The sequence below is a fragment of the Vibrio sp. 10N.222.55.C6 genome (genome assembly GCF_041473395.1).
GTDB classification, from domain to species: Bacteria; Pseudomonadota; Gammaproteobacteria; order Enterobacterales; family Vibrionaceae; genus Vibrio; species Vibrio crassostreae_C.
The window spans coordinates 253937-267668 of record NZ_JBFRSD010000002.1 but is presented as its reverse complement, the minus strand read 5'-3'; the positions used below and the strand labels follow the sequence as shown (position 1 = coordinate 267668).

At 44.4% G+C, this 13732-nt stretch carries 10 protein-coding genes and 1 riboswitch; of the genes, 5 read left to right on the top strand and 5 right to left on the bottom strand.

Annotated features, from left to right (window positions below):
- Positions 1-300: 300 nt before the first annotated feature.
- The 4 genes from mukB to cmoM all read right to left on the bottom strand — a co-directional run bounded on the left by mukB (position 301) and on the right by cmoM (position 7793).
- Positions 301-4761: a chromosome partition protein MukB gene (gene mukB, locus AB4486_RS02885; protein ID WP_372116437.1), complete on the bottom strand. Its 4461-nt coding sequence runs from the start codon at positions 4759-4761 to the stop codon at positions 301-303.
- Positions 4758-5564, bottom strand: coding sequence for a chromosome partition protein MukE (mukE, locus tag AB4486_RS02880; RefSeq protein WP_372116435.1), 807 nt, complete (start codon positions 5562-5564; stop codon positions 4758-4760). Before mukE ends, mukB begins: the two co-directional genes overlap by 4 nt.
- Positions 5545-6882, bottom strand: a complete 1338-nt coding sequence (mukF, locus tag AB4486_RS02875; protein ID WP_017055049.1) for a chromosome partition protein MukF — start codon at positions 6880-6882, stop codon at positions 5545-5547. The genes mukE and mukF overlap by 20 nt, the downstream gene beginning before the upstream one ends.
- Positions 6883-7007: 125 nt before the next feature.
- The gene (gene cmoM, locus AB4486_RS02870) at positions 7008-7793 is read right to left on the bottom strand and encodes a tRNA uridine 5-oxyacetic acid(34) methyltransferase CmoM (protein WP_017063509.1); all 786 of its coding nucleotides are present in this window, start codon (positions 7791-7793) and stop codon (positions 7008-7010) included.
- Positions 7794-7908: 115 nt separating this feature from the next.
- On the opposite strand from cmoM, the gene elyC reads away from it, so the two are divergent.
- Positions 7909-8760: an envelope biogenesis factor ElyC gene (gene elyC / locus AB4486_RS02865; protein WP_017067525.1), complete on the top strand. Its 852-nt coding sequence runs from the start codon at positions 7909-7911 to the stop codon at positions 8758-8760.
- A gap of 164 nt (positions 8761-8924) precedes the next feature.
- Here the strand turns inward: elyC and torR are convergent, their stop codons facing one another.
- Positions 8925-9638 carry a two-component system response regulator TorR gene (gene torR / locus AB4486_RS02860; protein ID WP_017067841.1) on the bottom strand — a complete coding sequence of 238 codons (714 nt, stop codon included), beginning with the start codon at positions 9636-9638 and terminating at the stop codon, positions 8925-8927.
- 285 nt (positions 9639-9923) lie between these two features.
- Between torR and torD the strand changes: the two genes are divergently transcribed.
- From torD to AB4486_RS02840, 4 genes are all read left to right on the top strand, one after another.
- Complete coding sequence (gene torD, locus AB4486_RS02855) at positions 9924-10571, top strand: molecular chaperone TorD (protein ID WP_017062095.1); 648 nt, start codon at positions 9924-9926, stop codon at positions 10569-10571.
- Positions 10572-10887: 316 nt separating this feature from the next.
- On the top strand, positions 10888-11892 hold the full coding sequence (purR, locus tag AB4486_RS02850) for an HTH-type transcriptional repressor PurR (protein WP_017062096.1): 1005 nt from the start codon (positions 10888-10890) through the stop codon (positions 11890-11892).
- Between the two features lie 170 nt (positions 11893-12062).
- A riboswitch (cyclic di-GMP riboswitch) is annotated at positions 12063-12148 on the top strand.
- A gap of 127 nt (positions 12149-12275) precedes the next feature.
- Complete coding sequence (locus AB4486_RS02845) at positions 12276-12866, top strand: TfoX/Sxy family DNA transformation protein (protein ID WP_019820997.1); 591 nt, start codon at positions 12276-12278, stop codon at positions 12864-12866.
- A gap of 134 nt (positions 12867-13000) precedes the next feature.
- Positions 13001-13681, top strand: a complete 681-nt coding sequence (locus AB4486_RS02840) for a TVP38/TMEM64 family protein (RefSeq protein ID WP_372116434.1) — start codon at positions 13001-13003, stop codon at positions 13679-13681.
- Positions 13682-13732 lie beyond the last annotated feature (51 nt).

Sequence of the window (13732 nt, the reverse complement as noted above, 5' to 3'; positions counted from 1 at the left end):
AGTTATCAACAATTAAAATTTAAGTAATACAATATTATTAATATTATTAAATCTATGTCATTACCATACATTATTTGTGGTTTTGTGCGTGTGACCTCAAACAAGTTCCATTGATAATAACCACAAGGTATGAGTGGTCTTATCAGTATCGATAAAAGAATTAGGCGAGAGGAGTTCAGTTGAGGAAATTAGATTCAAGATACAAAAAAGCCCCTATTGATTAGGGGCTTTGTACAAATATCATTGAGTCGCTTTCGAGCTTATAACTCAGTTATCAAGCTTATTGCTCGGCTATCAAGGTTATTGCTCAGCTTCTTCAATAAGCTCTTGAACTGGGGATGCCGGTTTGTTTTGAGCAAAACCGCGCAGGCCAACAACATGTACGTGCTCGTGGTCTTTGAAGACCTTACGAACCAGTTTGTAGGTTGTACCTTTCTCTGGGCTAATGTTTTCAGGTGCTGCAATCAGAAGTTGCATACCCAAACGGTCACACAGTTCAAACAGCGTAGAGATCGACTTAGAATCCAAACGTGCTGCTTCATCAAGGAACAACAAACGACATGGAACGATGTCTTTACTGCGAAGTCGACGAGATTCCTCTTCCCAGCTCTGAATAACCATCAATAGGATTGACTGACCCGTACCGATCGCCTCACCCGTAGACAATGCGCCCGATTCAGCTTGTAACCAACCATCTGAACCACGGTTAACTTCAACACTCAGCTCTAGGTAGTTACGGTAATCCAGTAGCTCTTCACCAAGAACCTGTGGAGAACGTTGACCCATATCGATATGCGGGTTCACTCGTTGGAACAACTTCGCCATCGCTTCTGAGAAGGTAAAGCGCGTTGATTCAAACAAGTCTTTGTGTTGCTCTTGTTGAGTTGCTAGCCCTGATAGCAAGATCTCGTGGCTTTCACGGATCTTAACGTTCAGACGTACGCCTTTAACCTGACCAAAGTAAATGTTAGACAAACCTTGGTTCAGCATTCGAATACGGTTCTGCTCGCGCTGAATCGTTTTCTTGATGATGCTTGCTACGGACTCAGAGCTGATTGCCAGGCGATTTTCACGCTGCGTCAACTCTTCTGTTAGTCGAGCTAGCTCCACTTCCATCTCTTCGATTGCTTCAACCGGATCATCCGTGTGAATAATATCTTGGCGAATACGCTCACGAAGGTGTTGGTAAACCGCAATGTAGAACAGAACTTTACGCTCTGGATGCGCGTTGTCTTCAGATAAACGCAGCGAATCACGCAGGTCGTCATTGTCGGCTACCGCCAGACGTAGCGCACCCAGTGATTTATCCGACATAGAGCGAAGCTCGCCTGCCGTTAGATAAGCCAGTTCACGTTTATGCAGACGACGTTCAACATCATTCTCACGCGCTAAACGAAGTACTGAACACCAACCCGCTTTCGCTGCAACAACGAAAGTACGAAGCTCGGTGTACTCTTTTTGAACTTTCTTAAGACGCTTAGCTAGGGCTTTCATCTCAAGTTCTGTTGACGTAATCGTACGCTCGTATTCACTCTTACGGCTGCGAGATGTATGTAGACGCTCTTGAAGCTCGTCACGACGACGTACAGCACGCTCTTCAGCGCCTTCATCAGCGTTTACGCCAAACTCTTGTAGCTCTTGTTTGAACTCTTGAACCGTCTCTTGCTTCGCTTGATGTGAGCTCTTCAATGCCGCCAATACTTGGTTGTATTGGTTCATCTGTTCACGAGCTTGCTTCAAGCCATCACGGCCTTTGGTTCTTGCTTGTTCAGCTTGAACCAGTTTCGCTTTTAATTGCTCGCTCAGTTCACTGCTCTTGTTAAGCAAATCAACAGAATCTGCGTAAGCAAAGTAGTGACGACGCTCAATCAGATCAGACAGTGCGAACACTTTGCCTTTTAGCGTTTGTAGCGCGTTATCAGCTTGACGATATTCGGCTTCCAAAGCTTCGAACTGCTCTGGGTCAGCGTCTAGTGCAGATACGATCTGTTCTAGAGAAGCAAGCGCCTTGCCGTGCGTATTCAAGTAAGACTTAGCTTCACTCAGACGTTCTAGTTGTGCTTCTAATTCAGCTAAGCGCTCAGCCAATGTTTCGTCTTCTAAAATACGAACCATTGGTGCTAATTTATCTAGCGCACCAAGTGCCTGCTTGCTTTGTAGAAGCTGACTGCGTTGCTGCTGCTCTTTAGAGTTAAGCTCAGCCAGAGAACGAACAATTTGATTACGCTTATCACGAATCGCAGCAAGTGCTTGCTCTGGGTCTGCGTTAAACGCAACGTGCAGGTGCTTCGCAACAAAGCTGTTGAATGCTTGGTATAGGCGATTCAGTTTTTGAGAGTCAAACGCTGCCTTCGCGTGGTTTTCAACCACAACGTCACGCTCTTCGCGCAATTTCTCTAGACGTTGTTCACGAGCCGCACGGCCAAACAGTGGGATCTCAGGGAAACGAGAGTAACGCATTTGGCGATCGTTCAGCTGAACACACACCGCGCCTTCAAGCTCATCGGCATTAAACGAGCTGTCATCAAACGCGTCTACATCGCCTTCTAGGATGTAAAGGTCTTCTGGACAATCATCAAGATCCACCAGCTTCTCTTTAATACCATCAAGATCCGAAACCACAATCGCGTGACGAGCTGGGCCGTACATCGCACTAAAGTACGGCGCATCACCAATCGTGATGTCATCGTAGATCTCAGAAAGCAGCACGCCACCCAGCGTATCCGCCAGGCCTTTCAGGCGAGGATCGTTAGAACCACCTGGCGAAGCTAAACGCTCAATCTCTTGCTCAAGTTCAGCTCGGCGCGTTGCCAACTGATCTTTTGCTACCGCTTGAGATTTCTCATCTTCAAGTACTTGCTGCATTTGAGTCATTACCGCTTGGCTATCTTCTAGCTCAGCGTCTGTTTGATCTCTTAAAGCTTCAAGTGCATCGTTTGCCGTGATCCACGCAGGAGCAATTGACTCAAGTTTTTGAATCTCTTGGTCGTGGTTTTGTTGTATACGACGTTGCTCGCTCTTCGCTTCACGCAGCTCTTCTTGAGCGTACTCAAGGGACTCGATCTGCATAGCATGACGTTCACGTTCTTCATCGAAAACCGCTTCATCAGTCAGTGAGATGTTGTGCTGTTTTTGGTATTCAGTCGCAAGCTCTTTTGCTTGACGCTGCTGAGCCACATCACGAGCCATGTCGCGGTGTTGAGCTCGCCACTGCTGTTCATTTTCAACAACGTGTTTTGCGTTACGGCCTTTCTCTAAAGCTTGCTTAGCGCTTTGAGACGCTTCTTTACGCTCAACGTCACCAACGATGCTCTTAACCAAAGACAGCGCTTTGTCGAACTGCGCAGAAGCAGCAGAAGACATGTCTAGTTTGTGCTTCGTCGACAATAGCGTTTGAGTGCTTGATTCTTCTTGTGCTTTTAGCTCAGAAACCAATGTTAACGCGCTTTCTGCCGTAATAGATTCATCACCAAGCAACTGCTTAGTTTTCTCTAATGCTTGAACCGCTTGCTGGTATTGAAGTGCACGAGTTTGCTGGACATCCAACGCTTGTTGGTAGTCAGCAAGCTGAGTTTTCAGGCTATCCACTTCCTCTTCAGTGATGGTTGCCTGCTCTTCAGCAAGAAGTACTCGCTCTTGAGCTTCTTCAACCACCATCATCTGTTCTTCTAGACGCTCATTAAGCTCTTCTAGATCTTCGCTGTAGCGAGCAATTTTCTCTTGCTGACGAAGTGCAGTTTGAACTAATTGCAGATGATCCGAAGCTGCTTGGTAATCTTGCTCTAGTGCTGATTCTTGATCGACAAGTAACTCTAGTTCTTCTTGAACGCGGTTCAACAAGTTGTTTTGATCAAGCAAGGTTTCACGAGAACCAAACAGCTCACCACGGAACTTCATAGTTTGATCAAGCTTGTTGCGACGATCGTTTGCATGGCGCATGTAGTCCGCAGCCACGTAGTTCGTAGATTCAGTGATCAAGTGCTTGAACAAGTCACGATCCGACTGAGTCGTCTTGATTGCTTCTAGCGTCATACGGTTTTCGCGTAGTGCTGATTCCATGTCTTGGAATGCTTTCTTCACACCGCCATTTTGCGGTAGAAGGTAATCACGCAGAGAACGTGTAATCGCACTAGAAATACCACCGTAAAGTGATGCTTCAATCAAACGGTAGAACTTAGAACGGTCGCTGCTGTTACGCAGTTTCTTCGGTACCACACCGTATTCAAACATTTGCGAGTGGTAATCAACAATCGAAGAAAACGCTTTAAAATGCGCGCCTTCGTATTGTGCAACCGCCGCTTTTACGTCGTTCAACTGACATACGCGAGCGTGGCTGTCTGAAACGTTCTGAATCAACACATCCGTTGGTTTTACATGGCTTGGAAGGCCTTGGATAACAAACGGTTTGATGTCGACTTTCTTATCACGACCCGCTACTTGCTGCAGTTTTACTGCAAATAATAGACGCTGATTACGAGAGTTCACAACATCTAGCGCGGCATAACATGCGCCAGGCTGAAGCTTACCGTAAAGGCCTTTATCACGAGATGACTGCGAGCTACCCGCTTCCGTTGTGTTACGGAAATGCAGAAGGCTTTGGTCAGGGATCAGTGCTGTGATGAATGCCGCCATTGTGGTCGACTTACCCGCACCATTACCGCCAGAAAGCGTTGTAACCAATCCATCAATATCAAAAGTACGCGCAAAGAAGCCGTTCCAGTTGACCATGGTTAATGATTGATACTTACCTCTTTCAATCATGCTTCACCTTCTACTTTTGTTTGTTCGCCATCGTTTGACTCAAGGTCAAAGTCAGCTTGATCGTTAAAAATGTCTTGTTGACCGTTTTCGTCTACGTCTGCAACTACTTCTGATACAGCTTCCGCTTGTTCTTCATTCAACAAGCTACCTTGGTTAGGCTCTTGGGTATGCACCACAGCTTCACCATCACGGATAAGACGTAATTGCGCTTCTTTCATATCGTCGCCAACACGAACGTCAGCGCCAAAACGGAATACCGCTTCGCTGATACGGAACTTGCCAGTTTCACCAATCGCAATCAACATACCGATACGGCGTAAACGACGCAGAGAAGTACGTACTTTTTCGAACAGCTTTTCTTTATCTAAATCAGAACCAGACGCACGGTTGGTTGCTAGCTTCATGAGTTTTTTCTCATCCGCTAACGACATCAACTCATCAAACAGTTCTTGGTTGGTGAAGATACCTTCATGAGCAAGACGCTCTGGGCTTAGGTATAAGAAACACAACACCTTGCCAACCAACATGTCGAGCTCAGACAACACACTACGGCCAATCAGAGACGTAGAACGCGGACGCAAGTAAAAGAAACCTTCCGGCGCTTTTACCAGTTCCGTATTGTAGCGTTGATAGAAATGCTGAAGCTCAAGTTCAAAATCGGAAAGCAACGCGTGGTTATCTAGATCTTCTGTTGAAACATGCTTGCCTGAACGCAGCATGCTATCTAGCGCAGGGAACAGTGGGTTCGCTATCGCTTTTACCAGTTTCTCTGGCATGTAATCATCAGTACTTGTTAATGACATTTGCTTGTACCTTTGCACCGAAATCGTTAATTGCCTGCCAATCTGGCTGAATAGCCTGATAGTCAGACTCTGAGTAACCTAAGCGCACGGCTTGGTCGACAACAATTCTGGCTAAATCAAAATGGTGTGTGCGAGGGTGTGCAGCGAGGTAATCGCGTAACACAAGGCCAAGATCAATTGGCGCGCCTTGCTGTTTGTGAGCTTTTAACATCTCTGCAATTCGATCTGAAAGCAGGTCATTTACTTGCTCAAATTCTTCGTACTCTACGTCGATTGGTGCTTGTCCCATCACTTCGTCATCACGAAGCACGAGCGCTTCATCACGAAGATCCGTCAGCTTCTCAGCATCGGCGTAGGTCAATAACCAAGGCGCATCAAAGTAGTCAGTGACTGACTGACGCAAGCGCTGGCTAAAGGCGCGGTTTTTATCCATATCAATCGCGGTACGGATGAACTTGTGAACATGGCGGTCGTAGCCGATCCATAAATCGATGGCTTGTTGGCCCCAACTGGTGATTCGGTCTAGCTTCATCTGCAAGCCGAACAGGGTTTCGCCAACGAACTCGAGTTCATCGTCACCGTAAACAATTTCTTGAATATCGAGGATCTGTGTTTGCAGTTCATCCCCCGCCGCTTGCAAGGTGTCTTGCAATTCTTTTAGTGTGGACGAGGTTTCTGAAAGCAAGGTTTCACAGTTGTTAATCGCCTCTCGCCAATCCTTGTTTAAAAGGTCGGCAATTTGCTGTTTAACGGTTTGCTGCTGCTCATCCATAACACGTTGGTTAAGATCAATCTGATCGAAAATTTCACCAACAGAATACTTGAGCACGCCGTAAACATTCTTTCTCCAATGTCCTGGAGTTCCGCCTTTTTGTGCTGCTTCAATGGCTTTTGCCATCTCGTCCGCAACCATAGAAAGCTGGATAGACAGTTTTAACTTAGAGAACTGACGGTGGCGTAAGTAATAATCTGAAATACCAATCGCCAATGGTGATAAGCGATAAATACTCGCACCATCGGTGATTTCGCTGGTAAAGCGGCTAATCAACTTCTGTTTAACTAACTCGTTGATGGCATTGTTGGCACGAAACGCGGACGCTTCGCCAGTATCTTCAAACAGTCGAGTGACGATGGTAAATGCATCGTGCAGTTCACCCTCGCCCAACTCTTCATCGAACCTTTCATTGCTTAGTACTGCGATAGCAATCAAAAATGCTAAGCGCTCTGGTGGCAAGTTTAATGAAAAATCATGCTGCTTGACCCAGCCCACCAACTCATCAATTGGCTGCTCTTCGGCAGTTTGAGTCATTTCACTCATTGTGGTTCCTGTTACTGTTCTTCGTCATATCGAATGTATTAGATATGACGCCTATTTCTTTATGACGCGGGCTTCTTACGATTGCATAGCGCATGTTGTGGCTTCTTTTACCACATTCACCGCTGTTATTGCGCAGGTTTTTGAGCCCAAACGTGAATATAACGGCCTAGTGACAGATATGGCTCTTGGCGACATAGCTGTTTTTCCAGTTCCAATACATCTTCAAATTGGTAATCGCCCATGTACTCCATATTACCTATGTAGTCACTGAAAGAGCGAATGCCTGATTTACCACAGATTTCTAGACCAGCGTCTTCTATCCATTGATAAACCTCTTCCGGCTTCAAGCCTTTTTGTGGTTGCAGCTTAAACCGTTTTCGATGTGGCATCCCATTCAATACATGAGGAATGTTGCCACAAATCACATTTTTCAGGACTAATCCGTGGTGGTTGTAAAACATTATCGAGGCAACACCACCTGGCTTAACTTGTTCAAGCAATAAATCAAGCGCCTCTTTAGGATCGGCTAACCATTCCATTACGGCATGAAACATCACAAAATCGACTTTCTCATCGAGATGTTCTGCGACTTTTTGTACCGGTGAATGAATAAATCGATATTGCTCTAGCAAACCCGCTTCGCTGATACTTTCTTCGGCGAGCTTCAGCATTTCAGAAGAGAGATCACACAGAGAAACGTTATGCCCAAGCGACGCAATTTTTTGCGACATCTGCGCAAGGCCGCCTCCAGCATCAAGCACATGCAGCGGCGAAGCTGATTGCTCAAACTTGCTCAAAGCTTGTTCTAAATCTTCCCATACGATGATCTGACGGATCTCTCCTTTGTCAGAGCCGTAAATATTTTTTGCAAATTTGTGGGCAATATCGTCGAAATTACGGTCTTCAGTCACGGCTACTTGAGTTATTATGTCCTATCGTGCCTGCTATTCTGTCACAGGAATTTCAGGAATAAAGAGGCGATGTCTCTTTTTACTACTAAGTGATGTTTTTTCGGACTATTCGGATATGTTTGAGCTGAAAAAAGTAGTGTCTTCGCTATTGATGCCACTGCCAGCAATGTTAATTCTCGCTTTTCTGGGTTTAGCCCTAGTGATGTTTACTACCAAAAGGAAGACTGGTTGCCTAATCACCCTCTCAGCCCTATGTGGTATTTTCCTAATCGCTTTCCAGCCAGTTTCTAGTCAACTTTTAATGCCAATGGAAAGGCAACACACCGCATTTTTACCTGTCGATGAAACCGTCGATTACGTGATGGTTCTTGGAAGTGGTCACGTCGTAGACGACCAAATTCCACCGACATCAGAACTTAGCCGCACCGGCCTGATGCGTTTAAGTGAAGGGATTCGTATTCTACGCCTCTACCCTGGTGCAAAACTCATTTTGTCTGGCTATGGCGCAGGCACTGAAGTAAGTAACGCAAGAATGATGGCTAAAGTGGCTTTAGCACTTGGCGTAGCAAAGCCCAACATCATTCTGCTTGAAACCGCAAAAGACACTTGGGAAGAAGCCCGCCAAGCCGCTGCGTTCGTTAAGAATAAAAGAATGGTGTTGGTGACTTCAGCGAGCCATATGACTCGCGCACTGAACGAATTCAATGCTGCTGGAATGAAACCACTGCCGGCACCAACTAACTACCTTGCACAAGAAGGTATAGTTGAGCCTTGGAACAAGTACCTGCCAAAAGCTCTTTACCTTGAGCAGACTGAGCGATACTGGCACGAAACTATGGGATTAGTTTGGCAAAGCCTGCGTGATTGGCTAGATACAAGCAATGACATTGTTGAAGAGCCGGTTATTCCAGAAGCTTCCAGCTTAGTTGAAGATGACGGTGACGTTTCTGCGGCCCAGCCTCAGTAACCCTATTGAATCTTTAAACTCATATGAGCAGACGAGTCGCCAAATATTTATAGATTTTCTGGTCGTTAACAATAAAAGCTAAGTAATAAAAAAGCCGAGACATCAATGATGTCTCGGCTTTTTACGTTTAAATGTCGTTGTTGATTAATCACTCCCGAAGGAAATCAATCACCAGCGAACATGTAACCTTCACCGTGTACCGTCACAAAGATTTGTGGGTTCTTAGGATCGAACTCCATTTTTGCACGCATACGACGAATCAATACGTCGATAGTACGGTCATTAGGCGCGTCCACTCGGTGGCTAATCATATTCAAAATACGTTCGCGGCTTAATACTTGATTAGGGTAAGAAGACAAAGCCACTAGCAGTTCGTATTCTGCTTTGGTCAGTTTCACTGGTTCGCCGTTCTTGCTTAACGCACGACGAGGGATATCAAATGTCCACTCACCAAAACGAACCACAGACTCATCTGATGTTTCTTCTACAGCGCCCGCTGCTGTTTTACGAGCAGCAGAGATACGCCAAAGTAGGTTTTTAACTCGAACTAATAACTCGCGAAGTTCGAAGGGTTTAGTAACGTAATCGTCAGCGCCCATTTCAAGGCCTACGATCTTGTCGATGCTATCCGTGCGTCCAGTAACTAAAATAATTCCAATGTCTGATTGACTGCGTAATTCGCGAGTTAGCATCAATCCATCTTCGCCTGGTAAGTTGATGTCCAGCATAATGAGGTCAACGTTGTTTTCTTCTAACACGTTTCTCATTTGAGCGCCGCTTTCTGCTTCGCTCACTGTGTAACCCTCGTTCTGGAAGTATCCAACCAGTTTACTGCGGGTTACCACATCATCTTCTACGACTAATACGTGATAGCTCATCTACACCACTTTTCTTATTTAATAGTTTCAGTGACTATTCTATTCATAACTAGTAACAATTCTAGTGGTACAGAAGATAAAAGCCAGAAACATGGATTTTTTTTGATACAAGACAATCTTAAACCTTGCTATTTATCGTCCATCGCAATTCAATATAGGCATTACTACTAACGAGTAACTTTGCGTTTCGCAAATAACCTTGTTATTCAGCCTTGGTGTGCTTATGCCCAAGTGACTTCAAGATGCATATAAGCAACATCACAAGACTAAGTCAGGATCTAACAAATGAAAGATACGAAAGCGTTCAACGAGCAAAGAGCAGAAATATACTGGTGGCTATCAAGCTTATTTGCCAAAGAGCTCACTCAAGAAGAACTCGATCACTACCACTCTGTTGAAATTCGTTCTTTCCTAACTGGTTTAGGCGAAAATGAGACACTAAAGCCAGCGATTGATAAGTTAGTGGATGCGCTGAACCGCCTACAAACTCGTGAAGATGCTCAGCTAGAACTGTCTGCAGACTTTTGCGATCTTTTCTTAAAGACAGATAAGCACGGCGCTCTTCCTTACGCTTCAATGTATATCGGCGAAACTGGCCTTTTGAATGATAAGCCAGCAAAAGATATGGAAGAGATCATGGCTAAGCACAACTTAGTTGTGAACCAAGATCTAAAAGAGCCAGCAGACCACATTGCTATCGAACTCGATTTCCTTGGTAACTTGATCATTCGTTCAAACGAAACGAATATTGAAGAAGAACTAGAGAATTCATTTGCCGCTCAACAGCAGTTTATCGAACAACAACTGCTGACTTGGTTACCAAAGTTCAACGTGAAATGTCATGACGTTGATGAATTCGGTTTCTACGCCTCCGTCTCATCGTTGCTACTCGCATTCTGTCAATTAGACACTCAATATTTAGCTGGTGAATAGCTTATTGGATGACTCGTTAAATAAATTCAGAAGAATGTGACAATTCACCCGGATTTCCGGGTGAATTTTATTGCGAGTAATTTCTAGTCAGTCTAAAATTGTGACCGCAAACGATAAAATATGAAACATTCACGAAATGCTATGCTTATTATAGTTTTGAGCATTTCGGTGTTAAGACAAGCCGCTCAATAGCGGTTTTTTGTTTTTTAGCACTTTTAGTACCCAAAGAGCCCTACAAATTTAAGCTCTTAGTTAGGTAGCTTAACGGCTACTTTATTCCGTACTTTGGGAAAGTAGCTTCTAATAGGATAAAACCATGGCCACTATAAAAGATGTCGCTCGCTTAGCCGGCGTATCAACAACAACCGTTTCTCACGTAATCAATAAAACTCGCTTTGTTGCAGAAGCAACGCAAGAAAAAGTAAACAAAGCCGTAGATGAACTGAACTATGCACCAAGTGCTGTTGCTCGTAGCTTGAAGTGTAATACAACACGCACCATCGGCATGCTAGTGACTCAATCAACTAATCTATTCTTCTCTGAAGTTATCGATGGTGTTGAGAGCTACTGCTACCGTCAAGGTTACACTTTGATCCTGTGTAATACGGGCGGCATCTATGAGAAGCAACGTGACTACATTCGAATGCTTGCAGAGAAACGTGTAGATGGCATCTTAGTTATGTGTTCTGACCTAACTGAAGAACTAAGAGAGATGTTAGACCGTCACGCTGACATCCCTAAAGTTATCATGGACTGGGGCCCTGAGAGCTCTCAGGCTGATAAGATCATCGATAACTCAGAAGAAGGTGGCTACCTAGCGACCAAATACCTTATTGAACGCGGTCACTCTAAGATTGCATGTTTAAGTGGCCACTTAGACAAAGCAGCATGTGTTGAACGTATTGCCGGTTACAAGCGCGCACTGAACGAAGCAAAGATTTCTGCTGATGAAAATATGATCATCGAAGGCAACTTTGAGTGTGATACGGCTGTTCTTGCTGCAGAACAAATCGTTGAGATGGAAGATCGTCCAACGGCGGTATTCTGCTTTAACGACACAATGGCACTCGGCTTAATGAGCCGACTGCAAGAAAAAGGCATCCGCATTCCTGAAGATATCTCAGTGATCGGTTACGACAACATCGAACTCGCTGAATACTTCTCTCCGCCGTTAACGACAGTTCACCAACCAAAACGTCGTGTTGGTAAGAATGCATTCGAAATTCTATTGGAGCGCATCAAAGACAAAGACCACGAAAAACGCGTCTTCGAAATGCACCCTGAAATTGTTGAACGAAGTACAGTTAAGACGTTAAATTAATTGATAATTCGAGTTTAATTTCATCAAGCGCACCTTTAGGTGCGCTTTTTTTATCAGCAACTATAATGAACCCTTATGCATAAATGAAAGATCATTAATTGAAGCAGTATCACATTTTGAAATATCAAGTGTGAGCTTCATTCAACAAAAACTTTATTCTATTCAATCAGTCACGCACAGGGCAAACCACTCGAAAGAGTGAGACGCAAAGCTTCCGGCCTAAACCACTCGTTGGTATGGTAGCGGGGTTACCGATGGCAAAATGCAGTAACTACTAATAATTTAGTAATTTACAGCTTATTGACAATTTAATTGCAACATTTTGCTAATCTCTCGGACCTGCTTATTTGGTGGCGTAGTTCAAATACACCGAGATAAATAACATGGATAAACCGATACTAAAGGACTCGATGAAGTTATTTGAGTCCCTAGGAAAAATAAAATCACGCTCAATGTTTGGTGGCTTCGGTCTTTTTGCTGATGACACTATGTTTGCTCTGGTTGTAAATGACCAGTTGCACATACGCGCAGACAAAGGCACAACTAAACAATTCGAACAACAAGGGTTTCAACCGTACGTCTACAAAAAACGTGGTTTCCCTGTCGTTACTAAATATTTCGCTTTACCTGAAGGCCTCTGGCAAGACCAAGAGAAAATCTTGCAGCTTGCAACCACGTCTCTAGGTTTTGCTAAAGAAGAAAAAGCTGAGCAGTCTTCTGCTAAGCCGACCCGACTCAAAGATCTGCCTAATCTTCGACTCGCTACCGAGCGTATGTTGAAAAAGGCAGGGATCGATTCTGTAGAACGTTTATATGAATCTGGCTCTGTAAACGCATTTAACGCCATCAAAGAATCGCATGCGTCTTCTGTCAGTATTGAACTACTTTGGGCGCTAGAAGGCGCGATTAATGGTACACATTGGTCTGTTATACCGCAGCAGCGTCGCGAAGAGCTTATCAATCGCGTCAATTAACATTGTCAGTGCAATCTATATACATAACTAAGCCGCATTTACTGCGGCTTTTTTTATATCTGGTGAAAGTTAATCTATGCTTTGCCTGTCTATCTATACTATCGGTATGCATTGAAAATTTAGAGGAAGTATCAATGAGTAAGAAAATGATATTGGGTATTGTGTTGGTCGTAACCATCGTCTTGTTAGGCATCAATTTCGGCCAGTACTTAACGCTTGAAAATGCTAAGGCCCAACAAGCTGTGTTAAATGACTACATTGACAGCAACTTTATTGCGGCTGCCGCTATCTATTTTGTCGCGTATGTCATGATTACGGCTTTCTCCATTCCTGGTGCCGCTGTTGTAACCTTATTAGGGGCCGCGCTATTTGGCTTCTGGAACAGCTTGCTACTGGTATCTTTCGCAAGTGCGATCGGTGCGACCTTAGCTTTCTTAAGTAGCCGTTACCTGTTGCGTGACTGGATTCAAACCAAGTTTGGTGACAAATTGGCGACGATTAACAAGGGGGTTGAAAAAGACGGCGCATTTTACCTGTTTTCTCTGCGTCTGATTCCTGTATTCCCATTTTTCCTTATCAACCTATTGATGGGTCTAACATCGATGTCAGTGAGTCGTTACTACATTACGAGTCAAATCGGGATGTTACCGGGGACGGCGGTTTTCTTGAATGCTGGTACTCAGCTCGCAGAAATTGATTCACTTTCGGGCATCGTCTCCCCTTCAGTACTATTGTCATTTGCATTATTGGGGATATTCCCAATAGTGGCTAAATGGTTGATGGGTAAGTTTCGCTCAGCACCCGTAGCTGAATAATGTATATAGCAGAATAGTTTATAATATCTAAACAACACAGATAGCCGAATA

Coding starts and splice junctions, on each gene's coding strand:
- mukB (WP_372116437.1), bottom strand. CDS start 4,761: ATGATTGAAAGAGGTAAGTATCAATCATTAACCATGGTCAACTGGAAC.
- AB4486_RS02845 (WP_019820997.1), top strand. CDS start 12,276: ATGGATAAACCGATACTAAAGGACTCGATGAAGTTATTTGAGTCCCTA.
- mukE (WP_372116435.1), bottom strand. CDS start 5,564: ATGTCATTAACAAGTACTGATGATTACATGCCAGAGAAACTGGTAAAA.
- mukF (WP_017055049.1), bottom strand. CDS start 6,882: ATGAGTGAAATGACTCAAACTGCCGAAGAGCAGCCAATTGATGAGTTG.
- purR (WP_017062096.1), top strand. CDS start 10,888: ATGGCCACTATAAAAGATGTCGCTCGCTTAGCCGGCGTATCAACAACA.
- torR (WP_017067841.1), bottom strand. CDS start 9,638: ATGAGCTATCACGTATTAGTCGTAGAAGATGATGTGGTAACCCGCAGT.
- torD (WP_017062095.1), top strand. CDS start 9,924: ATGAAAGATACGAAAGCGTTCAACGAGCAAAGAGCAGAAATATACTGG.
- elyC (WP_017067525.1), top strand. CDS start 7,909: ATGTTTGAGCTGAAAAAAGTAGTGTCTTCGCTATTGATGCCACTGCCA.
- AB4486_RS02840 (WP_372116434.1), top strand. CDS start 13,001: ATGAGTAAGAAAATGATATTGGGTATTGTGTTGGTCGTAACCATCGTC.